The sequence below is a fragment of the Variovorax sp. P2_H12 genome (assembly GCF_056403395.1).
In genome coordinates, this window is the sequence record NZ_JBFUFO010000034.1 from 15,384 (window position 1) to 37,607 (window position 22,224).

At 69.7% G+C, this 22,224-nt stretch carries 22 protein-coding genes; 9 read left to right on the forward strand and 13 right to left on the reverse strand.

Annotation, left to right across the window (positions count from 1 at the left end; all coding sequences use genetic code 11):
• Positions 1–307: 307 nt before the first annotated feature.
• Complete coding sequence (locus tag AC1DYK_RS25065; RefSeq protein WP_478168746.1) at positions 308–2,086, forward strand: O-linked N-acetylglucosamine transferase, SPINDLY family protein; 1,779 nt, start codon at positions 308–310, stop codon at positions 2,084–2,086.
• A complete protein-coding gene (locus AC1DYK_RS25070; protein ID WP_478168747.1) occupies positions 1,969–2,376 on the forward strand; it encodes an O-linked N-acetylglucosamine transferase family protein in 408 nt (135 codons plus the stop codon). The genes AC1DYK_RS25065 and AC1DYK_RS25070 overlap by 118 nt, the downstream gene beginning before the upstream one ends.
• A 42-nt stretch (positions 2,377–2,418) precedes the next feature.
• Here the strand turns inward: AC1DYK_RS25070 and AC1DYK_RS25075 are convergent, their stop codons facing one another.
• The 3 genes from AC1DYK_RS25075 to AC1DYK_RS25085 all read right to left on the reverse strand — a co-directional run bounded on the left by AC1DYK_RS25075 (position 2,419) and on the right by AC1DYK_RS25085 (position 4,477).
• Positions 2,419–2,931, reverse strand: a complete 513-nt coding sequence (locus AC1DYK_RS25075; RefSeq protein ID WP_478168748.1) for a hypothetical protein — start codon at positions 2,929–2,931, stop codon at positions 2,419–2,421.
• Positions 2,932–3,050: 119 nt separating this feature from the next.
• Positions 3,051–3,890 carry a siderophore-interacting protein gene (locus tag AC1DYK_RS25080; protein WP_478168749.1) on the reverse strand — a complete coding sequence of 280 codons (840 nt, stop codon included), beginning with the start codon at positions 3,888–3,890 and terminating at the stop codon, positions 3,051–3,053.
• 5 nt (positions 3,891–3,895) lie between these two features.
• Complete coding sequence (locus AC1DYK_RS25085; RefSeq protein ID WP_478168750.1) at positions 3,896–4,477, reverse strand: PadR family transcriptional regulator; 582 nt, start codon at positions 4,475–4,477, stop codon at positions 3,896–3,898.
• Between the two features lie 64 nt (positions 4,478–4,541).
• Between AC1DYK_RS25085 and AC1DYK_RS25090 the strand changes: the two genes are divergently transcribed.
• Positions 4,542–5,444, forward strand: a complete 903-nt coding sequence (locus AC1DYK_RS25090) for an AraC family transcriptional regulator (protein WP_478168751.1) — start codon at positions 4,542–4,544, stop codon at positions 5,442–5,444.
• Here the strand turns inward: AC1DYK_RS25090 and AC1DYK_RS25095 are convergent.
• Entirely contained in the window at positions 5,441–5,956 is a 516-nt protein-coding gene (locus AC1DYK_RS25095; RefSeq protein WP_478168752.1) for a MarR family winged helix-turn-helix transcriptional regulator, read from the reverse strand. The two genes, AC1DYK_RS25090 and AC1DYK_RS25095, sit on opposite strands and share 4 nt — an antisense overlap.
• A 75-nt stretch (positions 5,957–6,031) precedes the next feature.
• Between AC1DYK_RS25095 and AC1DYK_RS25100 the strand changes: the two genes are divergently transcribed.
• A complete protein-coding gene (locus AC1DYK_RS25100) occupies positions 6,032–6,913 on the forward strand; it encodes an EamA family transporter (RefSeq protein WP_478168753.1) in 882 nt (293 codons plus the stop codon).
• 77 nt (positions 6,914–6,990) lie between these two features.
• The gene (locus AC1DYK_RS25105; RefSeq protein ID WP_478168754.1) at positions 6,991–7,212 is read left to right on the forward strand and encodes a hypothetical protein; all 222 of its coding nucleotides are present in this window, start codon (positions 6,991–6,993) and stop codon (positions 7,210–7,212) included.
• A 180-nt stretch (positions 7,213–7,392) separates the two neighbouring features.
• On the opposite strand, the gene AC1DYK_RS25110 is transcribed toward AC1DYK_RS25105, so the two are convergent.
• The 3 genes from AC1DYK_RS25110 to AC1DYK_RS25120 are packed head-to-tail and all read right to left on the reverse strand — an operon-like array spanning position 7,393 to position 10,687.
• Positions 7,393–8,709, reverse strand: coding sequence for a sulfatase family protein (locus tag AC1DYK_RS25110; RefSeq protein ID WP_478168755.1), 1,317 nt, complete (start codon positions 8,707–8,709; stop codon positions 7,393–7,395).
• A gap of 5 nt (positions 8,710–8,714) precedes the next feature.
• Complete coding sequence (locus AC1DYK_RS25115; RefSeq protein ID WP_478168756.1) at positions 8,715–9,686, reverse strand: Bug family tripartite tricarboxylate transporter substrate binding protein; 972 nt, start codon at positions 9,684–9,686, stop codon at positions 8,715–8,717.
• 20 nt (positions 9,687–9,706) lie between these two features.
• The gene (locus tag AC1DYK_RS25120; protein ID WP_478168757.1) at positions 9,707–10,687 is read right to left on the reverse strand and encodes a Bug family tripartite tricarboxylate transporter substrate binding protein; all 981 of its coding nucleotides are present in this window, start codon (positions 10,685–10,687) and stop codon (positions 9,707–9,709) included.
• A gap of 82 nt (positions 10,688–10,769) precedes the next feature.
• Here AC1DYK_RS25120 and AC1DYK_RS25125 point away from each other — a divergent pair, with 82 nt between their 5' ends.
• Positions 10,770–11,264, forward strand: coding sequence for a MarR family winged helix-turn-helix transcriptional regulator (locus tag AC1DYK_RS25125; protein WP_478168758.1), 495 nt, complete (start codon positions 10,770–10,772; stop codon positions 11,262–11,264).
• Between the two features lie 48 nt (positions 11,265–11,312).
• Here AC1DYK_RS25125 and AC1DYK_RS25130 read toward each other — a convergent pair whose 3' ends face one another.
• The 3 genes from AC1DYK_RS25130 to AC1DYK_RS25140 are packed head-to-tail and all read right to left on the reverse strand — an operon-like array spanning position 11,313 to position 15,651.
• A complete protein-coding gene (locus AC1DYK_RS25130) occupies positions 11,313–12,386 on the reverse strand; it encodes a mechanosensitive ion channel family protein (protein WP_478168759.1) in 1,074 nt (357 codons plus the stop codon).
• A complete protein-coding gene (locus AC1DYK_RS25135) occupies positions 12,386–14,617 on the reverse strand; it encodes an FUSC family protein (RefSeq protein WP_478168760.1) in 2,232 nt (743 codons plus the stop codon). Before AC1DYK_RS25135 ends, AC1DYK_RS25130 begins: the two co-directional genes overlap by 1 nt.
• Positions 14,617–15,651, reverse strand: a complete 1,035-nt coding sequence (locus AC1DYK_RS25140) for an inositol monophosphatase family protein (RefSeq protein WP_478168761.1) — start codon at positions 15,649–15,651, stop codon at positions 14,617–14,619. The genes AC1DYK_RS25135 and AC1DYK_RS25140 overlap by 1 nt, the downstream gene beginning before the upstream one ends.
• Positions 15,652–15,792: 141 nt before the next feature.
• On the opposite strand from AC1DYK_RS25140, the gene AC1DYK_RS25145 reads away from it, so the two are divergent.
• Both AC1DYK_RS25145 and cysE read left to right on the forward strand, forming a co-directional pair.
• Positions 15,793–16,554 carry an RNA methyltransferase gene (locus AC1DYK_RS25145; RefSeq protein ID WP_478168762.1) on the forward strand — a complete coding sequence of 254 codons (762 nt, stop codon included), beginning with the start codon at positions 15,793–15,795 and terminating at the stop codon, positions 16,552–16,554.
• A gap of 35 nt (positions 16,555–16,589) precedes the next feature.
• Positions 16,590–17,366, forward strand: a complete 777-nt coding sequence (gene cysE / locus AC1DYK_RS25150; RefSeq protein ID WP_478168763.1) for a serine O-acetyltransferase — start codon at positions 16,590–16,592, stop codon at positions 17,364–17,366.
• Between the two features lie 133 nt (positions 17,367–17,499).
• Here the strand turns inward: cysE and AC1DYK_RS25155 are convergent, their stop codons facing one another.
• Positions 17,500–19,194 carry an electron transfer flavoprotein-ubiquinone oxidoreductase gene (locus AC1DYK_RS25155; protein WP_478168764.1) on the reverse strand — a complete coding sequence of 565 codons (1,695 nt, stop codon included), beginning with the start codon at positions 19,192–19,194 and terminating at the stop codon, positions 17,500–17,502.
• Between the two features lie 119 nt (positions 19,195–19,313).
• Between AC1DYK_RS25155 and AC1DYK_RS25160 the strand changes: the two genes are divergently transcribed.
• A complete protein-coding gene (locus AC1DYK_RS25160; protein ID WP_478094343.1) occupies positions 19,314–20,096 on the forward strand; it encodes an SDR family oxidoreductase in 783 nt (260 codons plus the stop codon).
• A gap of 61 nt (positions 20,097–20,157) precedes the next feature.
• Here AC1DYK_RS25160 and AC1DYK_RS25165 read toward each other — a convergent pair whose 3' ends face one another.
• Both AC1DYK_RS25165 and AC1DYK_RS25170 read right to left on the reverse strand, forming a co-directional pair.
• Positions 20,158–21,528, reverse strand: a complete 1,371-nt coding sequence (locus tag AC1DYK_RS25165) for an ATP-binding protein (RefSeq protein WP_478168765.1) — start codon at positions 21,526–21,528, stop codon at positions 20,158–20,160.
• Complete coding sequence (locus tag AC1DYK_RS25170) at positions 21,525–22,202, reverse strand: response regulator (RefSeq protein ID WP_478168766.1); 678 nt, start codon at positions 22,200–22,202, stop codon at positions 21,525–21,527. Before AC1DYK_RS25170 ends, AC1DYK_RS25165 begins: the two co-directional genes overlap by 4 nt.
• Between the last annotated feature and the right edge of the window lie 22 nt (positions 22,203–22,224).

Consider the following 22,224-nt stretch of genomic DNA (forward strand, 5'->3'; position numbering starts at 1 on the left):
TCGACGTGCTGATGCTGGACCTGGGTGTCCTTCGGGGGGTGTTTCAGCGCCAGGAAAGGAGTGCCTCTTTTGGAGGCACCGTGTTGCAGGCCCCGCCAGGCAACGATCTCGGCTGAAGCCAGCAGGGTTCTCCACAGCGTTGTCCCCATAAATAAGGGAAAACCCGCAATCCTGCCTGGCCAGGCCGCGATCGCCCGTGATTGCCTCGAAATGGCGCCAGGCGGCACAATGCCGCGGCCCGATGGGTCGCTTCGCGCTGGCGCAGCCCGAGGTCGTTGTCTCTGGCAGCGCGGGAGGTAAAACCAGGATGCAGTTGTTGGCCCAGGCCGAGCACCACTTCCGTGTCGGGCAGATCGCGCTGGCGGAGACCCTTTTGCGCCAGGTCGTCGACCTCGATCCCCGCAACGCAAGGGCCTACGAACTGCTGGCCTACATCTGCGGCAATCGCCAGGAACTGGCGACCTGCGAGGATTTCCTGCAGAAGGCCTCGGCGCTGCCCTCCTGCTCTCCGGAGGCGCTCTTCTACCTGGGGCGCGTCCAGGCGCAGCGCGGCCGGCCGCGAGAGGCCATCGCCTCCTTCGGCCGCTCGCTGAAACTGGCGGGTCAGTACTTCGAAGGACTGCACGAGCTGGGCGTGGCGCACGGCGCGCTGTCGGAGCACGAAAAGGCGCTCGACGCCTTTCGCCGCGCCGAGCGGCTGAACCCGCGCTCTCCCGACCTCCAGTCCAACCTGGCTGGCACGCTGTCCACCCTGCATCAATTCGGCGCTGCCTTGCAGCACTACGACCGCGCCCTGGCGCTCGATTCGCGGCGCGTGAACGATTGGACCGACCGCGGCGCCGCTCTCACCGAGCTCGGGCGCGGCAGAGAGGCGCTCGAAAGCCACGAGCGCGCCTTGTCGCTGGCGCCTCTGGACCTCCCGGCCTGGTTCAACCGTGCGACCACGCTGACGCTGCTTAAAAGGCCGGCCGAGGCGCTGGCCTGCTATGACCAGGTCGCCCGGCAGGCACCGGAATGGGACTATGTGGCCGGCCATCGGCTGCACGCCGCCATGGCCGTGTGCCGCTGGCAGGATTGGGCGCAGCGGGTCGACCAAACGGTGGCACGGGTCGATGCGGGCGAGGGGGCAGCGACTCCCTTCACCCTGATGTCGGTCCCCGCCAGCCCCGCCACGCTGCTGCGATGCGCGCGCACCTATTCGCAAGACCTCTATCCGCCACGACCGATGGTCGCAAGCGCCGGCCCGCGGGATCCGGCGCGCAGGCTGCGGGTGGGCTATTTCTCTTCCGATTTCCGCAACCATCCGATGTCGCAGTTGATCACCCGCGTGCTGGAATGCCATGACCGCACGCGCTTCGAGACCTTCGGCTTCGCGCTCGGCACGCATCCCGTGGATCCGGTGGGGGCGCGCGTTGCCGCGGCACTGGAGCACTTCAGCAGGGTTGGCGAGCACAGCGACGCCGAGATCGCGGCGCTGGCGCGGGCGGCCGGGATCGACATTGCGGTCGATCTCAACGGCTTCAGCGAGGGCGGACGCCCGAGCATCTTCGCCAGGCGCGCGGCACCGGTGCAGGTCAATTACCTCGGCTTTCCCGGATCGATGGGCTGCGACTACATGGACTACATCCTGGCCGATGCGACCGTCATTCCCGAGGACGAATTCGGCCACTATGCCGAAAAGGCGGTCTGGCTGCCGGACAGCTATTTCCCCAACGACAACACCCTGGCCGTCGGCCGCGCGCCGACCACCCGCGCCGACATGGGGCTGCCCCAGCAGGCGGTGGTCTTCGCTTGCTTCAACAGCAACCACAAGATCACGCCGGACGTCTTCGACGTCTGGATGAGGCTGCTCAATGTTCCCGCGAGCGTGCTGTGGCTCCTGAAGAGCAACGACGACGCCCAGCACGCGCTGCGCGCCGAGGCGGCGGCCGCGGCGTCGATCCGCAGCGCATCGTCTGGGCCCCGCGCATGCCCCTGGCCGACCACCTGGCGCGCCACCGGCATGCGGACCTGTTCCTGGACACCTTCCACCACAACGCACACACGACCTGCTGCGACGCGCTGTGGGGCGGCCTCCCGGTGCTGACGCTGGCCGGCGCCTCCTTTCCATCGCGCGTCGGTGCCAGCTTGCTGGCGGCCGTCGGGCTGCCCGAACTCGTGACGCGCAGCGTCCCCGCGTACGAGCGGCTCGCGCTCGAACTGGCGAGTTCGCCCACGCGCCTGGCCGAGTTGCGCGAGGGGCTGCAACGCCAGCGCGCGACCTGGCCGCTGTTCGATTCGGAACGCTTCGCGCGGCGCATCGAGTCCGCCTTCGATGCCATGTGGGCGCGGCACGGCCAGGGTCTGGCACCGGATCACATCCGGATCGCGCGCTGATGAGGCAAGGCGCCGCCCCCCCAAGGCGGCCTGGGGGCCGTTTCAGGCCTGGCCGCGGCGCCGGCGGGCGACGCGCACGGCATCGACCCAGGTGTCGATGTTGAAGCGCTGGCCCGAATCCGCGATGCGCGCGGACGTGATGCGGTGCAGGGGCAGCCGCCGGGCATCGCCGGGCAGTTCGCCGTGGCCGACGATCACTTTCTTCTGCAGGTCCAGGTGATCGACCTGCAGCGTGCATTCGACCTTCCGGTCGTGGGCGTCGACGTAGCGGACCCGGATCCGCGGCGTTTCGTCGACGATGGCATGCTCGCCCTTGCCCTGGATGAACCATTCGGGAAGGGTGTCGGGGACGGAGTCGTCCGAGGGGCCGATCCCCCCGCGCACGGTCGGAATCTCGAGCGGCACGTGGCCCGATCGCACCCGCGCGGCTTCGATGCGGCGTTCCGCCTCGCGGCGCACCGCGATCCGGCGCCAGGCCCACATCGCGCCGAGCAGCAGCAGCACACCCGTCAACGTGGCAATCAAGAACTGCCATTGCGCCAGTTCGAAGCTCATGGCATGCCTCCTTGGCGCTTTTCGCCTTCCAATGCCTAAGTGTTCAAAGCAAACGCGAAATTCTCGGCACCTGACCGGCGAGTGTCAAACGGCCGCGTGGCATAGCGCGTTTGGGGGGCTCAATCCTCGTGGGGTTCGTGCGTGGCGATCGCGCCGCGGCGCCAGTAGCCGGAGGCCTTGACCCACTTCGGATGGGCGCCGCGTTCAGCCACGAGGTGGGCGCGAATCGCCTTGGCGGCGACGGATTCGCAGGCCACCCAGGCGTGGAAATCGCCCGGGGGAAGCGCCTGTTGGCGCAGGGCGTCGAGCAGCGCGGCGCCCGTGCCGGGCTCGGCCCCGCGACGGTGCAGCCAGCGAAGGCTGAGCGACGCCTGCGTGTCGAAGGCGATTTCGTCGGCCTCGCTGTCGACTTCCGCCAGCACCACCGCACGGGCGCCGGGCGGCAGTTCGGCCAGCCGACGGGAGATCGCGGGCAGGGCCGTGTCGTCGCCGATCAGCAGGTGCCAGTCGAAGGCGGTCGGGATGAGAAAGGAGCCGCGCGGGCCGCCGACGCCGACCACGTCGCCGGGGCGGGCCGCTTCGGCCCATTGCGTGGCCGGGCCGGCGTCGTGCAGCGCGAAATCGATTTCGAGCGTGCCGGCCGCCGGGTCGTGGCGGCGCGGCGTGTAGTCGCGCATCGCGGGCTTCGGGCCGGCCGGCCAGACCGGGCCTTCGGGCCCGGCCGTCGGCAGGGCGAGCCGCCCGGTCGCCGTGTCGGGGAAGAAGATCTTCGCGTGGTCGTCGAAGCCGGGACTGGTGAAGCCCGCGAGTTCGTCGCCGCCGAGCGTGACGCGGATCAGGTGCGGCGTGATGCGCTGCACGGCCTGCACCTGCAGCTTGCGAAACCGCAGGTCGTGGCGCACACGGCGCGGCAGGCGGTCGGGGGTGGTGAGCGGGGTGGCGCAAGAGGTTTCGGTCATGAGATTCAGATGCGTTCCAACTGTTGGGCGGCGCTGTCGAGCACCGCGGCGAATGCGTGGGCTTGTTGTTCGGTGAGAGGGGCTCCGGCGAGGCGCAGGCGCATCGCGAGCTTGAGGTTCTCGATGGCGCGCACCACCTGCGGCGGCCGGCCGGCACGCGGTCCGGCGCCATCGACGCCGCCGTCCATGCGGGCCATCATCTCGTCGGTGGTGGCACGGTTGGCGGCGAGGAAATCCAGGCCGCCGGCGGTGATGCTGTAGCGCTTGCGCCCGCCGCCATCGGCGGCATCGACGCTGACATAGCCGAGTTCCTCGAGCAGCGTGAGCGTGGGGTAGACGATGCCCGGGCTCGGGCTGTAGCGGCCGCCGAGGCGCTCCTCGATGGCCTTGATGAGCTCATAGCCGTGGCTCGGCTTGTGGGCGATCAGCTGCAGCAGCACGAAGCGCAGCCCGCCGTGGCCGAAGACCCGGCCCCCGCCGCCGCGGCTGCCGCCGCGATGGGTTTCGCCTTCGGCACGCCCGCCGCCGAGACCGTCGGTGTGTTCACCGCGCCGGCTGCCGTGTAAAAAGCCCTTGAAAGCTCGCATGATGGTCCTCGATGTTGATATCTGATTTGATAAAGATATATCTAAATAGAGTCTGAGTCAAGGTTTGAGCACACCGCGCCACACCTACGTCGCACGCATCAATCGCGTGACCGACCACATCGACAGCCATCTGGCGGAACCGCTCGATCTCGCGACGCTGGCCTCGGTGGCGCACTTTTCGGCCTGGCATTTCCACCGCGTGTTCCAGTCCATGACCGGCGAGACGCTGGCCGATCGCGTCCGGCGGCGCCGGCTGGAGGTGGCGGCGGCCCGGCTGCTGCTCGTTCCGCCCGAGCCGGTGCTGGCGATCGCGCTCGACGTCGGCTTCGGATCGGCGGCGGTGTTCACGCGCGCGTTCGGCGCCCACTTCGGCGTGACGCCGACCGCATGGCGGCGGGGCGGATCCCGGGCCTGGGCCGAGCGCCGCCGCGTCCAGCTCGGCGAGATCCATCAAGCCGAACGCACGGTGCCTCCGGCGGCGGGGGACGAACGGATCAAGGTCGTGCTCAAGACCCTGGCGCCGGCCCGCGTGGCCTTCCTGCGGCATGTCGGTCCCTACGGCAGTTCCGGCATCACGCGCACCTGGCAACGCTTCGCCGCCTGGTGCGACCCGCAGGGGCTGATGCAGCCGCGCCACCGGATGTACGGCATCGCGCATGACAACGCGGACCTCACGCCGCCGGAGCAGTGCCGCTATGACGCCTGCATCGAGGTCGACGCCGACTTCCGGCCCGCGCGCGAGATCGGTGTCCAGGAACTTCGCGGCGGCCGCTACGCCTGCATCGATTTCCAGGGCACGGCGGCCGAGATCCACGCCGCCTGGGTGCAGCTGTGCGACTGGCTGCCCGACAGCGGCTACCAGGCCGACGACGCGCCGCCGGTCGAGGTCTATGGCATGGACTTGGCGCTCGACGCGCAGACCGGCGCCTTCAGCTGCGCCCTGTGCATGCCGGTGCGGCCGCTCTAGGTGTCGCCGATCGGCTCCAGCACGGCGAGCAGGCGCGACAGGCGGGCGTCCAGCGCGGCCAGGTCCGAAGGCTTGAGGGTGGCAAGGATCCGGTGCTCGTTCTCGACATGCGCCTCAACGGCGCGGTCGATCAGCGCGAGCCCGTCCGGCGTCAATTGCACCAGCATGCTGCGGGCGTCATCGGGGTGCGGCAGGCGCTGCACCAGGGCGCGCGCCTCCAGGCCCTTGAGCCGGTGCGTCATGGTGCCCGAGCTCACCATCAGCGCCGAGAACAGGGCCGTCGGCGCCAGCCGGAAGGGCGCGCCGGAGCGCCGCAGCGTGGCCAGCACGTCGAATTCCCAATGGGTCAGCTGGAAGGCCGCAAAGGCCTCGTCCAGCCTGCGCTGCAGCAGGGCGGAGCAGCGGTTGATGCGCCCGATCGGCCCCATTGGAGCGACGTCCAGGTCGGGCCGCTCCCGGTGCCATTGACCCAGGATCACGTCCACCGCGTCCGGCTGTCGTTCGTTTCCCATGCGCCAAGTCCTCAGTTGTCTTGAGTTCAAGATTATCTGCTACGCTATTTATCTTGATTTCAAGATAAATAGATGATGGCCGAACAAAAACTCATCCGCTGGAACGAGGTCCTCCTGACAGCCCTCGCGCCCGCCATCTGGGGCTCCACCTATATCGTCGCCACCGAACTGCTGCCGCCGGACCGGCCGTTCACGGCGGCGTTGCTGCGCTGCCTGCCGGCCGGCCTGTTGCTGACGCTGTTTGTCCGGCGGCTGCCCGCGCGGCGCGACTGGGGCCGGCTGACGCTGCTCTCTGCGCTGAACATCGGCTTCTTCCAGGCGTTGCTGTTCGTCGCCGCATACCGGCTGCCCGGCGGCCTGGCGGCGGTGGTGGGCGCGATCCAGCCGCTGCTGGTGATGGGCCTGGCCTGGGCGCTGGACCATCGCCGGCCTGCGCGGCTGGCCGTGGGCGCGGCTCTGCTGGGGATCCTCGGCATGGCCGCGCTGCTGTTGTCGCCGGGCGCTGCCTGGGACCCGGTCGGTATCGCGGCGGCCCTGGCCGGGGCCGCCTGCATGGCCGCCGGCACCTTCCTGGCGCGGCGCTGGCGGCCCGATGTGCCGGTGCTGGCCTTCACCGGCTGGCAGTTGCTGGCGGGCGGCTTGATCCTGCTGCCGTTGGCCTGGGCCATCGATCCGCCGCTGCCGGCGCTGAGCGCGGTGCAAGTACTGGGCTATCTCTACCTGTCGCTGGTCGGCGCCTTGCTCGCCTATGCGCTGTGGTTCCAGGGCATCGCGCGCCTGCCGTCGGTGGCCGTGTCATCCCTCGGTCTCTTGAGCCCGTTGACGGCGGTGATCCTGGGCTGGGCCCTGCTGGGCCAGTCGATGACGGGCCTGTCGCTGGTCGGCCTCCTGATGGTGCTCGGCAGCATCCTGGCCGTGCAATGGGCCGCCAGCCCGGATGCCGGCGGCAAAACGTGACGAAATGCCGGTCCGGGCTGTGGGTGTATTGCGCAGGGGAGTCTTGAAAACTAGGGTAAACCCCTAAAATAGCAGGCATGACCGCATCGACCTCCTATTTCCCCCGCAACCCCAAGTTCACCGACGCATTCGAGCGTGACTTGGCCAACGACGATGCGCGCCACATCGGCCGCGACGAGCCGTCGGTCTTCGCGCCGGCCCTGAATCGCCTGGGCGCGGGCTTCCGCGCCTTGGTGCGCACCGTGCACTTCCTGCGCGCTTCCGCGCAGCGCCCAGCCCTGGGCATCCAGGCCAGCTGAGCCAAGCGCCCCACAAAAAAGCCCCTTGCGAGGGGCTTTTTTGTTGCCGCCCCACAGCCGAGGCCGGCGCAGCCAGGCCCGTCGGTGGAACACCGCGGATCTGGCTTTGCCAGTCCGCTGGTGTTGCCCCCGGTAGGGGGTGGGCGCCCGACACGAAGTGCGGGCAACCTGGGGGCGAGCCTATCTGTTCGGCATGTCCTTGACGGAATACCCGAGGCTCACGGTCGCATCCTCCGGAATCGCCGGCATCGTGGCATTCCAGGCCAGCCAGGACTCGCGCATCGCGGCCAGGCGGGCGGGCTCCTTGGGAACCTGGTTGGCCCGTTCGCGTTCGTCGGCCGGGATGTTGAACAGGTACTCGTTGCCGTCGACCTGCAGGTACTTCCAGTCGCCGTCGCGCAGCGCGCGCTGGCCGCGATGGTTCATGCGCCAGTGCAGCGGGCGCGCGAAGGTCCTGGTGGCGTCGCGCAGCACCGGCAGCAGGGACACGCCGTCGAGCGGGAACGCCGGATCGGCCGCGACACCCGCGGCGTCCAGCATCGTGGCCGACCAGTCCATCGTCATGCAGTGCTGTTCGCTCACGCCGCCGGCACCGATCACCTTCGGCCAGTGCGCGATCCACGGCACCCGGATGCCGCCCTCGGTCAGGTCCATCTTGCCGCCGACCAGCGGCCAGTTGTCGGAGAAGCGTTCGCCGCCGTTGTCGCTGGTGAAGACCACCAGCGTGTCGTCGGCGATGCCGTGCTTCTCGAGCGCCGCCATGATCCAGCCGATGCCTTCGTCCATGTGGTGGATCATGCGGCGGTAGGTGTGGATGTTGCCGCCCGCGAGGTCGAACAGGTTGTCCTTCACCGCCGGCGCTTTCGCCGCATCCTCGCGCGTTTCCCAGGGCCAGTGCGGCGCCGTGTAGTGCAGGCTCAGGAAGAAGGGTTCCTGCTGCTGGGCCATGCGTTCGACGTAGTCGACCGCGCGGCGCGACAGCAAGTCGGTGAGGTAGCCCTCCTGCCGGCAGTCCTCCTCGCCGGACCACAGGTCGTGCCGGCCGCTGGAGTCGCAGTGCGTGAAGTAGTCGACGCCGCCCGACATCGGGCCGAAGAATTCCTCGTAGCCCGAGCGCAGCGGGCCGAAGGCCGGCGGATAGCCCAGGTGCCACTTGCCGATCAGGGCCGTGCGGTAGCCGGCACCGCGCAGCAGCGAGGGCAGGGTGGGCTGGTCGGTGGGCAGGCCCAGCGTGGCGCTGCCGCGGCTCTTGCTGTTGATCGGCTCCTCGGCCGCGCCGCGCAGCCGATACTGGTAGCGCGCGGTGATCATCGCGAAACGCGTCGGCGAGCAGACGGGCGAATTGGCATAGCCCTGCGTGAAGCGCACGCCCTTCGCGGCGAGGCCGTCGAGCACCGGCGATACCGGCCCGAAGGACGCATCGCGGCCGCCGTAGCAGCCGAGGTCGGCATGGCCGAGGTCGTCGGCCACGATGAAGATGATGTTGGGTCGTTGCATTGTTTTCAGGGCTGGTAGCCGGATTTCTGGACCACCGGCGCCCACTGCGCCCGGTAGGCCTTGAGCATGGCCTCGGTCTGGGCCTGGGTGCTGACCACCGGTGTCATCAGCGTGTCCTTGAAGCGGCGCTGGGTGTCCGGGTCCTGCATGACTTCGCGGATCGCCTGCGACAGGCGTTCGACCTTGTCCTTCGGCATGGTCGCGGGTGCGAAGAAGGTGTTCCAGCCCGTGGCGACCAGGTCGAGGCCGGCTTCCTTGAAGGTCGGGATCTCGGGCGCGAAGGGCGAACGCTTCGCGCCTGAAACGGCCAGGATGCGGATCTTGCCGGCCTGGTGCTGCGGCAGGTCGACGTCGAAGGTGTCGAAGGCGATCGGCACCTGGCCGCCGATCAGGTCGGTGAGCAGCGGGCCTGAGCCGCGGTAGCCGACCACCTCGGCCCGCACCTTGGCCTTCTCGCCCATCATGAGGCCGAAGAAATGCGGCAGGCTGCCGGTCGCCGGCACGCCGAAGTTGGCCTTCTCCGGATTGGCGCGCATCCACGCCAGCAGGTGCGGCAGCTCGCGCACCGGCACCGCGGTCGACACGGCCAGCGCGAACTCGTAGTCGTTCACGTGGGACACCGGCACGAAATCCCGTTCGGCGTCGTAGCCGTTGTCCTTGAAGACCAGCGGCGCGACCACCATCACGGCCGGGTTGGCAAGCATCAGCACGTTCTGCCTGGCCGGCGTCGCCTTGACCTGCTGCGCCGCGAGCCGGCCGCCCGCGCCGGGCTTGTTGTCGACGATCACCGGCACGCCCAGCCGGGCCTGCAGCTTGTCGCCGACGATGCGGGCCACGCGATCGGTGGCACCGCCGGCGGCATAGCCGACCACGATGCGCAGCGGGCCGCCCTCGAGCGCCTGGGCGTGGGCAGACAGGGCCGCGGCGCCCAGTGCCAGGGCGGCGGCGAGGCGGGGGAAGAGTCGGCGAGAAATCATGGGTGCTCCGATGTGCAAGTTCAGTCGTTGGCCCGGAAGTTCACGGCCTTCATGATGCCGCCCCAGCGGGCGGTGTCCTCGCGCATTGTCTTCAACAGCGCCTCGGGGCCATCGCCCACCGGGTACATGCCGTTCTGCAGCAACTGCTGGCGCACCTCGCGCGAATTCACGGCGCGGGTGAATTCGGCGCGCAGCTTGTCGACGATCGGCTGCGGTGTCTTCAGGGGCGCGTAGTAGGCGAACCAGGCGGTCGCGACCACGTCCTTGAGGCCCGCTTCGGTGAAGGTCGGCCGGTCGGGCATCAGCGGCGAGCGCTTGTCGCCGCTGGTTGCGAGCACCTTCACGCGGCCGGTGGGCAGCATCTGGATGGCGCCGCCGATCGTGTCGAAGTACACCGGGATGGTGCCGCCCATCACGTCCTGGCGGGCCGGCGTCGAGCCGCGATACGGCACGTGGACCATCCTGAGCCCGGCCGAGCGGTTGAGCATTTCTCCGAGGAAATGCGAGGGCGTTCCCGCGCCATAGGAGGCAAAGCTCAGCGCGTCGCCCTGCGCCTTGGCCCAGGCCAGGAATTCGGGCAGCGTGTTCGCGGGCACGTCCTTGCCCACCACCAGCGCGAGCTCGAAGCGGGCCGCGTTGACGATCGGCACAAAATCCTTGATCGGGTCGTACGAGAGATGGCGGTAGGCGCCCGGGAACATGGTCATCATGCCCGCCGTGCCCAGCAGCAGCGTGCGGCCGTCGGGTGCCGCGGTCTTCACCGCTTCGACCGCGATGCGTCCAGCGGCGCCCGAGCGGTTGTCGATGATCAGCGGACCGAGCGAATCGCGCACCTCGTGCGCGATGGCGCGGGTCAGCACGTCCTGGGTGCCGCCGGCCGGCACGCCGATCAGGACCTTGATGGGTTGGCCGGGCGTGAAGGCCTGGGCGCCGGCCAGCGGCGCCAACGCGAGGCCGCCCAGGGCGGCGAGGACGCGGCGGCGGTCGAATCTGTGGTGCATGGGGTCCTGGTCTCCTTTGGATTGACTTTAGAGTCGCGGCATCCGATTGATCTAATCAACCATTCCAAGGACTTACCACTAGATGACCACGCCGCCCCGCCGCCCCCTGGACGACCTGCTGCTGTACCGGCTGTCGCGCCTGATCGCGGTCGGCGGCAGCATGGTCATCCGGCTTTGCGAGGGACGCTTCGGCATCACGCGGCGCGAGTGGCGCCTGATCGCCACGCTCGCCAGCCGCGGCGAGCTGAGCTCCTCGCAGCTGGCCGAGCACGCCCAACTCGATCGGGCCCGCACCTCGAAGGCCGTGGGCTCGCTGGTCGCCAAGGGACTGTTGTCGCGCGCGCACCCGGCGGGCGACCGCCGCCAGGTGCTGCTGGGCCTCACGCCGCGCGGACACGGGCTGTACGACGAGCTGTTCCCGTTGGTGACGCAGATCAACGCCGGGCTGATGGAGGCGCTGGACGCCGACGCCGCCGGCCGGCTCGACGATGCGCTTCGCCGCCTGCAGGCCCGCGCCGAGCGCATGGCCGGCGAGGCCGTGCTGCCCAAGGCCGATCGCGGGCGGCGCGGCGGTTGAGCCGCGGGCAGCGCCTCCTTGCCAAGGCGATCCGCGGGGTGCTTCGGCTCAGGGCTGCTGCTGCGCCGCAGCGGCCGGTCGCGCCGCGTCGCCCTCGATCCGCATCCGCGGCAGGAACTGCGGGTACTCGCGCTGCATGAAGTCGATCAGCCCCTCGCGCACCGTGCAGCGCAGGTCGAACGCCAGCGCCGACGACGCCGCGGTGCACAGCACCCGGATCTGCATCGTGCGCTCGGTGGTGTCGGTCACGCGCAGGTTGAAGAAGCGGCCGTCCCACTCGGGCGCCGCTTTCACGATGCGTTCGACCTCGGCCCGCAGCGGCGCCAGCGGCATGCCGTAGTCGGCGAAGACGAAGACCGAGCCGAGCAGCTGGGAGTCGTGGCGGGTCCAGTTCTGGAACGGCTTCTCGATGAAGTAGGTAAGCGGCAGGATGAGCCGCCGGTCGTCCCAGATCCGCAGCACCACGAAGGTCCCGGTGATCTCTTCGACCCGGCCCCATTCGCCCTCGACCACCAGCACGTCGTCGAGCCGGATCGGCTGCGCCAGCGCGATCTGCAGGCCGGCGATCAGGTTGCTGAACACCGGCTTGGCCGCCAGGCCGGCGACGATGCCGATCACGCCGGCCGAGGCCAGCAGGCTGGCGCCGACCTGGCGCGCCCCCGGGAAGGTCATGAGCATGAGCGCGGCACCCGCCACCAGCAGCACCGAGTTGGCGGTGCGCGCCAGCACCCGCGCCTGGGTCAGCACACGGCGGGCCTGCAGGTTGTCCCGGATGTCCGAGGGATGCTGCTTGACCATGCCTTGCGCGAAGCCGCTGACCGCGCCGACCGCGAGCCAGGTCCCTACCGCGATCAGCAGCAGCCCATTGAGATGGCGGACATTGCCGATGAACCGCAGGTCGTCCGGCGCGGCCTGCCAGACCAGCTGCAGCGCGATCAGGGGCAGCACGACCCGGGCCGGCCGCTTGATCGCGAGCAGCATCGCGTGCAGCGCCGGCACCGAACGGGTGACGCGATCGAGCACCAGCCCGGCCACCCGATGGGCCAGCAGCGCCAGGGGCACGGCGAGCAGCGCGGCCAGCAAGGGGCCGAACCACGGATGGGCGATCAGTGTCTGGATCATCAGGGGGTCTGGGGACTGTGCTCTGAGAGGGGTTGCAGGATGCGTGCCGCATCGTCGCGCAGTTGCGCCGCAATGCCCGTGGCGAGGTCGAGCCGGCGCAGCAGCCACGGCGTGACGTCGTTGTCGAAGGGGTCGGGCAGCGGAACCCGGCCGGCCAGGGTGGTCGCCGGGGCGCTGTCCGGCATCGCGGGGCCTCCGGTCGGTGCCGTGCCGATCATGGCAACGATGCGCTGGGCCGTGCGCGCGAGCGGGCCTTCGATCTCGGCCGGCGTGAGCCGGTCGCGCCGCAGCACCAGCATCGACTTGACCGCGCTCAACTGGGCCAGCAGTTGGTAGCTGTGGGCCTGCAGGTGTTCCAGCGGCTCGAGCGGCGGCTGCACCGCGCGCGGTTCCGACAGCGAGCGCTGCGTGGCCTGCACCAGGGCCGACAGGCTGTCGTAGGCCTCGCGGCGCGCCAGCCGCCATTCGAGTTCGGGGCTGACGCCCACCGAGCGCAACTGGCCCAGCCCCAGCGCGAGCCGCGCATGGCGCGCCTGGGCGCCCAGCACGCGCGCCACCAGGGCCGGGATCTGGCCGCGCTCCCACGACGGCAGCACGTAGCAGAAGGCCCAGGCCAGCGCGGCGCCGATCAGGGTGTCGGCCACGCGTTCGAACAGCGCGAAGGTGGTGCTCATGCCGGTGTTGAGCATGTGGGCCTGGACCAGTCCGAGCACGGTGGCCGCCACCGCGGTGATCAGGTAGCGCCGCACCGCGAAGCCGTGGGCGATCGCCTGCGCCAGCGTCATCCCGGCGAGAAGCGTCAGCGGCGACGGACGCGCCGACAGCAGCGCCACCGCGAAAACGCAGCCCAGCAGCGTGCCGGCCACGCGGCTGTTGCGCCGCTCCAGCGTCTGCGACAGGCTGCCCCGGAGCACGACCACGATGGTCAGCAGGATCCAGTACTCGTGCGAACCCCAGGGCAGCGCAAGCGCAATGCCGTAGCCGGCCGCGATCGCCAGCGCGGCGCGGATGGCGTGGCGCAGCGGCGGCGCGTCCCAGCGCCAGAGCGCGAGAAAGGGCCGCAACGACCATTCGGTCGGGCTCACGAACATCTGCCAGCTGGCCCGCACCACCGCCAGATCGGGCTCGCGGTCGCCACGGGCGAGGGCCGACAGCCGAAGCACCTCGTCGTTGATGTGGCCGATGCGGCTGGCCAGCCCGCGCGCCAGCATGGCCGGCGTCGGGCCGACGTAGCCGCGCGCCGGCACGGCTTCCGGTTCGAGGTGGATGGCTGTGAGCTCGCGGCGGCGGTCGACCACCACGGGGGGCTGGCGTCCCAGCAGCAACGCATCGGCCAGCGCCGTGGTGTCGCCAGCCAGCGCTTCGAGGATGCGCCGCATTTCGACCAGCGCCGCCGCGTGGCCCGGGTGCGCCTTGAGCGCGTCGAGGTCGAGCTCGCTGGCCAGCAGCAGGTCGCGCAGCTCGAGCACCGTCATCAGCATGCCGGCGAGGCGCTGCCGATACGGCGTGCGCGGCGATTCGAGCACGATGTCGCGCGCCGCCTGCAACTGGTCGGCCAGCGCGGCCTGCTGGCCCAGCAACTGGCCGAGCAGGGAGGCCGGCACTTCGCGGATGTCGCCGGAATCGTCGCGCGGCGTGAACTGGCAGGCCTCGGTGCGCATCAGCGCCGCCAGCGAGAGCAGCAGGTCGGCCATCACCTGCACCCGGTAGCGCGCGTTGAGCGCCAGGTTGGCGAGCACCGCGTAGATCACGTAGAGCCCGGCCCCGAGACCGAAATGCAGCGTGCGCTGCACGGCCTCGGCCATGTCGACGGGCTTCGGCGTCGACATCGAGAAGATCATCGAGAACATCACCGCGATCGCGATCGGAATGCCGCGCTTGCCCCAGGCCATCGCGAGGAAGGCCAGGAAGGTGGCGGGCACCAGCACCAGGCCGAGCCGCAGCGGCGCCGCATGCAGCATCTGCACGAGGAAGAACAGCGGCAGCCCGATCAGCGGCGCCGGCAGCATCTGCAGGAACTTGCCGCGGCGCGGCCCGGGCAGATCGGGCGGGGCGGTCACGATGACGCCGACCGAGGCGGCCGTGGCCGCGAGGGTGCCCAGCACCAGGTGCACGCCGCCCGAGATCAGCAGCAGCCCGAACGCCACCGACATGCCGTTGGCGATGTAGTGGCCCAGCGCCACGCGCATCGCGGCGCGGCTGCGGACGGCGGCCGCGCTCGGCGAGTGCATCACTTCGCGGCGGCGTCGCCTTCGGCGGGCGTGGCGGGCGCCTCGCGGCGGATGCGCGTGAGCTTGCGCGGCGCCGCGGGCACGGTGGCCGCGGCGGCAGCTTCGTCGCCGGACGCCGGCTCACGCGTGGCGTCGATGGTGCTGCGGGCGTAGGTGTCGCCCGCGTGGGCCGAGGGATCGACCGCGCGCACGCGGTCGCTGGCGCGCAACTTGTCGTCCAGGCCCGCGAACTTGGAGTACTTGGCCAGGAGCGGCACCAGCTGGCCGTAGATGCGCGGGGCGCCGGCCAGGCATTCGCGCTGGTCGAGGAACTCGGGCTCCCCGGTGAAGTTGCCGATCAGGCCGCCGGCCTCGGTGACGATCAAGGAGCCGGCCGCCACGTCCCAGATGTTGAGGCCGGTCTCGAAGAAGGCGTCCGTGAAGCCGGCCGCCACGTAGGCCAGGTCGAGCGCCGCCGCGCCGGGGCGGCGCAGGCCGGCCGCGCGCGGCATCAGGTCGGCCATGATGGCCAGGTACTGCTTGAAGTTGTCGCCGGTGCGGAACGGGAAGCCGGTCGAGATCAGGCACTCGGACAGCCGGGTTCGCTTGCTCACGCGCAGGCGGCGGTCGTTCATGAAGGCGCCGCGGCCCTTTGTGGCGGTGAAGAGGTCGTTGCGGCTCGGGTCGTAGATGACCGCCTGCTCGATCTTGCCGCGCACCGACAGTGCGATCGAGACGCAGTAGACCGGGAAGCCGTGGATGAAGTTGGTGGTGCCGTCCAGCGGATCGATGATCCAGACGAAATCCGAGTCCTTGGCCCCATGCTGGGAGCCCGATTCCTCGGCCAGGATGCCGTGCCCCGGGTAGGCGGTGAGCAGCGTCTCGATGATCGCGTGCTCGCTCGCATGATCGACTTCGGTCACGAAGTCATTGACCTGCTTCTGCGAAATGCGCACGGCCTCGACGTCGAGCGCGGCGCGATTGATGATGGCGCCGGCGGCGCGGGCGGCCTTGACGGCCACATTGAGCATGGGGTGCAGGTTGGGGGACGACATGAATTGTGTGAAGAACGGAAAAGGGGCGATCGGCTGATGCGCAGGCCCCCTGGAAAGCGGCCCGGCGATGCGGGCGGCGAGAATCGGGGGATTTTACCGGCTCCGCGAAGCCGCTGTCCCGAACCCCTGGCCGAGCCCCCCATGCGAACCCGATTCATCCTGATCCAGACCAGCCATGCCGGCAATGTCGGCGCCGCCGCCCGCGCCATGAAGACCATGGGCTTCGACGACCTGGTGCTGGTGGCGCCACGCTGGGCCAACGTGCTGCGGCGCGAGGAGACCATCCAGCGTGCCAGCGGGGCGCTCGACGTGCTGAACAACGCGCGCATCGTCGAGACGCTGGACGATGCCCTCGATGGTGTCACCCACCTGTGCGCGACCGCGATGATCCCGCGTGACTTCGGCCCCCCGACCCGCACGCCGCGCGAGCACCTGGAGCCGCTGGCCCGGGGGGAGGCGCAGCATGTCGCCTTCCTGTTCGGCTCCGAGCGCTTCGGCATGCGCAACGAGGACGTCTACCGCTGCAACGTCGCGCTCAGCATCCCGACCGATCCGGCCTTCGGTTCGCTGAACCTGGGCGCGGCGATCCAGGTGGTCGCCTACGAATGGCGGCTGGCCCTGGGCGGCTACGGGGTGCGCGACGCCACGCCGCCGCCCCGCGCGGCCGACGCGCAGTCGGTGGCCGGCATGCTCGACCACTGGGAGCGCTCGCTGGTCAAGATCGGCTTTCTCGACCCCGAGGCGCCCAAGAAGCTCATTCCGCGGCTGCAGCAGCTGTTCAACCGGGCGCAGCCGACGCCGGAGGAAATCCACATCCTGCGCGGCATCGCCAAGGCGATGGCGGAGGCGGCGGACGGTGGTCCGAAAACCCCATCCCCTGTGCGCGAAGGGCCGGGGATTTAGACTGCCGACCCCCTATCGATATAACAAGAACCCGCATGTTCTCGCGTCTGCGCTCCGACATCCAGTGCATCCTCGACCGCGACCCGGCGGCCCGCACGCGCTGGGAGGTGTTGACCCTCTATCCCGGCCTGCACGCCGTGGTGCTGCACCGTCTTGCGCACTGGTGCTGGGGGCATGGGCTCAAGTGGGTCGGCCGATTCATCTCCCAATGCTCGCGCTGGTTCACCGGCATCGAGATCCATCCCGGGGCGATCGTCGGCGACCGGGTGTTCTTCGATCACGCCATGGGCGTGGTGGTCGGCGAGACCGCCGAGATCGGCGACGGCTGCACCATCTACCAGGGCGTGACGCTGGGCGGCACCTCGCTCTACAAGGGGGCCAAGCGGCACCCGACGCTGGGCCGCAACGTGGTGGTCGGTGCCGGCGCCAAGGTTCTGGGCGGCTTCACGGTCGGTGACGGCGCCAAGGTCGGCTCGAACGCGGTCGTCACCAAGCCGGTGCCGGCCGGTGCCACGGCGGTCGGCAATCCGGCGCGGATCATCGAGGCCGATTCCGCCGCCCGGCGCGAGGAAACCGCCTCGCGCATGGGTTTTTCGGCCTACGGCGTGACTCAGAACGACGATCCGCTGTCGCTCGCGATGCGCGGCCTGATCGACAACGCCGCCGGCCAGGAGCACCAGATCGCGCTGCTGTGGCAGGCGATCGAGGCGCTGTCGGCGCAGCAGCCCGGCAAGAAGGACTGCGTGCCGGTGGATGCGGCCCGTGACGAATGCTTCGAGGCCGAGCGGTTGACCCAACTGGTCGGCAAGTAGAGGGCCCCCACGCTCCCCCACTTCGTGTGGGTCGCTGCCCCCCGAGGGGGCCGCAGGCCGCCTTGGGGCGGCCCGGCGCCGGCCTGGCTCCCCCCATGCTCGCCAAAGGGGGCAGGGGTGAGGGCGCCCCTTCCTACATCCCCACGTAGTTCGGTCCGCCGCCGCCTTCCGGCGTGACCCAGACGATGTTCTGGGTCGGGTCCTTGATGTCGCAGGTCTTGCAGTGCACGCAGTTCTGCGCGTTGATCTGCAGGCGTTCCTTGCCCTCGCTGTCCGGCACGAACTCGTAGACGCCCGCCGGGCAGTAGCGGCTTTCGGGGCCGGCGTACTCGGGCAGGTTGATCTCGGTCGGCACGGCGGCGTTCTTCAGCGTCAGGTGCGGCGGCTGATTCTCTTCGTGGTTGGTGTTGCTGATGAACACCGAGGAGAGCCGGTCGAAGGTGAGCTTGCCGTCGGGCTTCGGGTAGGCGATCTTCTTGCACGCCGCCGCGGGCTTGAGGCGTTCGTGGTCGGCCTGGTGGCGGTGCACGGTCCAGGGGATGTGGCCGCGCAGCACCAGTTGCTCGATGCCGGTCATGACCGTGCCGACGGCCAGGCCCTTCTTGAACCACTGCTTGAAGTTGCGCGCCTTGTTCAGTTCGGTGTGCAGCCAGCTCTTCTCGAAGGCGGCCGGATAGGCCGAGAGCTCGTCGTGCTGGCGGCCCGACGTCACCGCCTCGTAGGCGGCCTCGGCGGCCAGCATGCCGGTCTTGATCGCGGCATGGCTGCCCTTGATGCGGCTGGCGTTCAGGTAGCCGGCCTCGCAGCCCACCAGCGCGCCGCCCGGGAACACGGTCTTGGGCAGCGACAGGAGGCCGCCCGCGGTGATCGCGCGCGCGCCGTAGCTCAGGCGCTTGGGCGCCTTCAGGCCCTTGTCCTGGCCTTCGAAGTACCAGCGGATGTTGGGATGGGTCTTGAAGCGCTGGAACTCCTCGAACGGGCTCATGTACGGGTTCTGGTAGTCCAGGCCGACCACGTAGCCGATGATCAGCTGGTTGTTCTCCGCGTGGTACAGGAACGAGCCGCCATAGGTGTCCGAAGGCAGCGGCCAGCCGGCCGTGTGGATCGCCAGGCCCGGTTCGTGGCGCGCCGGGTCGATTTCCCACAGCTCCTTGATGCCGATGCCGTAGCTTTGCGGATCCTTGCCGTCGTCGAGCTTGTACTTGGCGATCAGCTGGCGGCCCAGGTGGCCGCGCGCGCCTTCGGCAAAGATCGTGTACTTGGCGTGCAGCTCCATGCCGAGCTGGAAGTTCTCGGTCGGCTCGCCGTCCTTGCCGATGCCGAGGTTGCCGGTGGCGACGCCGCGTACCTTGCCGTCGTCGGTGTAGAGCACCTCCGCGGCCGGGAAGCCGGGGAAGATCTCGACGCCGAGCCCTTCGGCCTGCTGCGCCAGCCAGCGCACCACGTTGCCCAGGCTGACGATGTAGTTGCCTTCGTTGTGGAAGTTCTTCGGCAGCATGAAGTTCGGCGTCCGGGTGGCGCCGGTCTCGGTCATCATGAGGAAGGTGTCGCGCGTGACAGGCTGGTTCAGCGGCGCGCCGAGCTCTTCCCAGTCGGGCAGCAGCTCGTACAAGGCGCGCGGATCCATGATCGCGCCCGAGAGGATGTGGGCGCCGGGCTCCGACCCCTTCTCGAGCACGACCACGGAGATGTCCTTGCCGTGCGAAGCGGCCAGCTGCTTCAGGCGGATCGCGGTCGCGAGGCCGCCCGGGCCGGCGCCGACCACGACCACGTCGTATTCCATGGCTTCGCGGGGGCCGAACTGGGCGAGTATTTCGTCATGCGTCATGTGGGTCTCGTCGATAATGATTTGAAGGTGCGAGGCACCGCGGCGGGCCGGGCCATTTTATGCGTCGCCCGCGTGCGTTCCGGGCCGTCGCTTCGGCGACTCCAACAGGACCTCATTCCATGGCTTACAGCATCGATCTTTCGGGCCGCGTGGCGTTCGTCACCGGCGCATCGAGTGGGCTCGGCGCCCAGTTCGCCAAGACACTCGCCCGGGCCGGTGCCGCGGTGGTACTGGCCAGCCGCAACACCGACCGCCTCAAGGAACTGCGCGCCCGCATCGAAGGCGAGGGCGGCGATGCCCACGTGGTCGAGCTCGACGTCACCGACCTGGGCAGCATCAAGGCCGCGGTGGCGCGCGCCGAGACCGAGGTCGGGCCGATCGACGTGCTGGTCAACAACTCCGGCGTCAGCAACACCCAGCGCCTGAAGGATGTCTCGAGCGAGGACTACGACTTCATCTTCGACACCAACGTCAAGGGCTCCTTCTTCGTCGCCCAGGAGGTCGGCAAGCGGATGCTGGCGCGCGCCAAGGGGGCGGCGCCGGGCACCTACATCGGCGGGCGCATCATCAACATCGCCTCGGTGGCGGCGCTCAAGGTGCTGCCGCAGATCGGCGTCTACTGCATGAGCAAGGCCGCGCTGGTTCAGATGACCAAGGCGATGGCCCTCGAATGGGGCCGCTTCGGCATCAACGTCAACGCCCTGTGCCCGGGCTACATCGCCACCGAACTCAACGAGGAGCACTGGGTGACCGATGGCGGCCAGAAGCTGGTCGGGATGCTGCCGCGCAAGCGTGTCGGCAAGCCCGAGGACCTCGACGGCCTGATCGTGCTGCTGGCCAGCGGACAGAGCCATTTCGTCAACGGTGCCGTGATCGCGGCCGACGACGGATTCGCGCTCTGAGGCCGCAGGCGGTCGCCGGCATCGTGGGGCGTGCACGAAGTGACGGAGCGCCGGGGCCTGGTCAAGCCGGGCGCAGCACGATGCGTGCCTCGAAGCCGGTGGCGGCACCCGAGGGCGGCGAGGCCAGGTCGAGCCGGGCCCCGAGCTTCTCGACGATGGTGCCGACGATCGACAGTCCGAGGCCGTAGCCGGCGCGGTCGGCGCCATGGCGCACATGGCGGTGCTGCAGCGTGCTCAATTGAGCGGCGCTGACGCCGGGGCCGAAGTCGCGCACCGCCAGCGTGCAGGGCGCCATCACTTCGACCACGACGCGGCCATGGCCGTAGCGCAGCGCGTTCTCCACCAGGTTGCGCAGCGCGATCGCCAGCGCGTCGACATCGCCGAGCGCGATCGGCGCCGCGCTGTCCGGCACCTTGAGCGACAGGCGTTCGTTCACGCGCGGGTCCTGCCAGAACTCCTGGGCCACCGTGCCGGCCAGCTGCACCAGGTCGATCGGGGCGCGCGTGAGCGAGGCGCCGGATTCGGCCCGGGACAACTGCAGCAGCTTCTCGGTGCGGTGGCCGAGCGTCTGGAGCGCCTCGAGCGCCGCCTGCACATCGGCGCGCCTGAGATCGTGTTCGAGCGCCGTCTGCAGTCGCAGCCGTGCAGCGGCCAGCGGCGTGCGCAGTTCGTGCGCCGCATTGGCCGCCAGCGCCCGTTCGACGTCCAGCGACTGCGACAGGCGCTCCAGCAGCTGGTTGACGTGGTCGCCCACCGACTGCAGCTCTTTCGGCAGGCCCTGCACCCCGATCGGCCGCAGGTCGGTGCCGCTGCGCTGCTCGATCTCCCCGGCGAGCTGCTGCAGCGCCCGCAACTCGGTGCGCGCCACATTGCGCAGCACCAGCGCCAGCACGGGCAGCACCGCGCCGAGCGGAATGATGAGGCCGAACAGGGTGCGGTTGAGCGCGGTGCGGCGTTCGTCCAGCGGATCGGCGACCTGCATGAACAGTTCGCGCACGGGATGCCGCACGGTGTAGACGCGCCAGGCGTCGGAGTTGGCGAAGCCGGGTGCCAGCGGCACGTCGAAGGCGTTGCCCGGCGCCTCGGCGGAGCGCAGCAGCACGCGTTCATGCAGGTTGACCACCTGGTAGATCACGGCGTCGGTCGGAAACAGCTGCGGCGGGGCGATCAGCGGCCGCCGCGCATCGGGGTTCTCGCGCTGCAGCTTGTCGAGTTCCTGTACCGCCATGTCGAACATGCGGTGCGAGACCTCGATCAGTTCGCTGTCGAAGTTGTGGTTGATCTCGCGGTCGACGTACCAGACGACGCCGAGCACGCACAGGAGCCAGACGCCGCCGACCCAGACGATCAGGGTGCGCGTGAGCCGGCCCGCGAGCGAATCGCGCCGGCCCAGTTGTTCGAAGCCGGTCTGCTGCAGCAGCTTGAGATTCATTCTTCCTCTTCGCCCGGCGTGAACGAGAGCCGGTAGCCCAGCCCGCGCAGGGTCTGGATGTGGTTGCGCCCGAGCTTGCGACGCAGCCGGCTGATGAAGACCTCCAGCGTGTTGCTGTCGGCCTCGTCGCCGAAGCCGTAGAGCGCGTCGGCCAGGTTCTCGCGGGTGTGGATGCGGTCGGGGCGGGTCGCCATCACGCGCAGCAGCGCCCATTCCTTCTGGGTCAGCGTGACCGGGAAGCCGTCCTTGCGCACCAGGTCGCGCGCCAGGTCGATCTCGAGCGTGCCAAGCTGCAGCACCGGGGCGCTGCTGGTGCTGCGCCGGCGCTCGACCGCGCGCAGCCGGGCCAGCAGTTCGGCCGGGTCGTAGGGCTTGATCAGGTAGTCGTCGGCGCCCGCGTCGAGACCGCGGATGCGGTCCGTCACCTGGTCGCGAGCGGTGAGCACGATCACGATCGGACGGTCGCGCAGGGCGCGCACGATGGGCAGCAGCGAGAGGCCGTCGCCGTCACCGAGGTGCAGGTCGAGCAGCACGGCGGCGTACTGCACCGCGGCCAGCGCGGCGCGCGCTTCGGCCAGGCCGGGCGCCACGTCGACCACGAAGGCCTTCGCCTCGAGGTAGCTGCACACCGCGCTTGCCAGGGCGGCATCGTCTTCGACCAGCAAAATGCGCACGGGCTCCGTCCTTTTCAAAAGA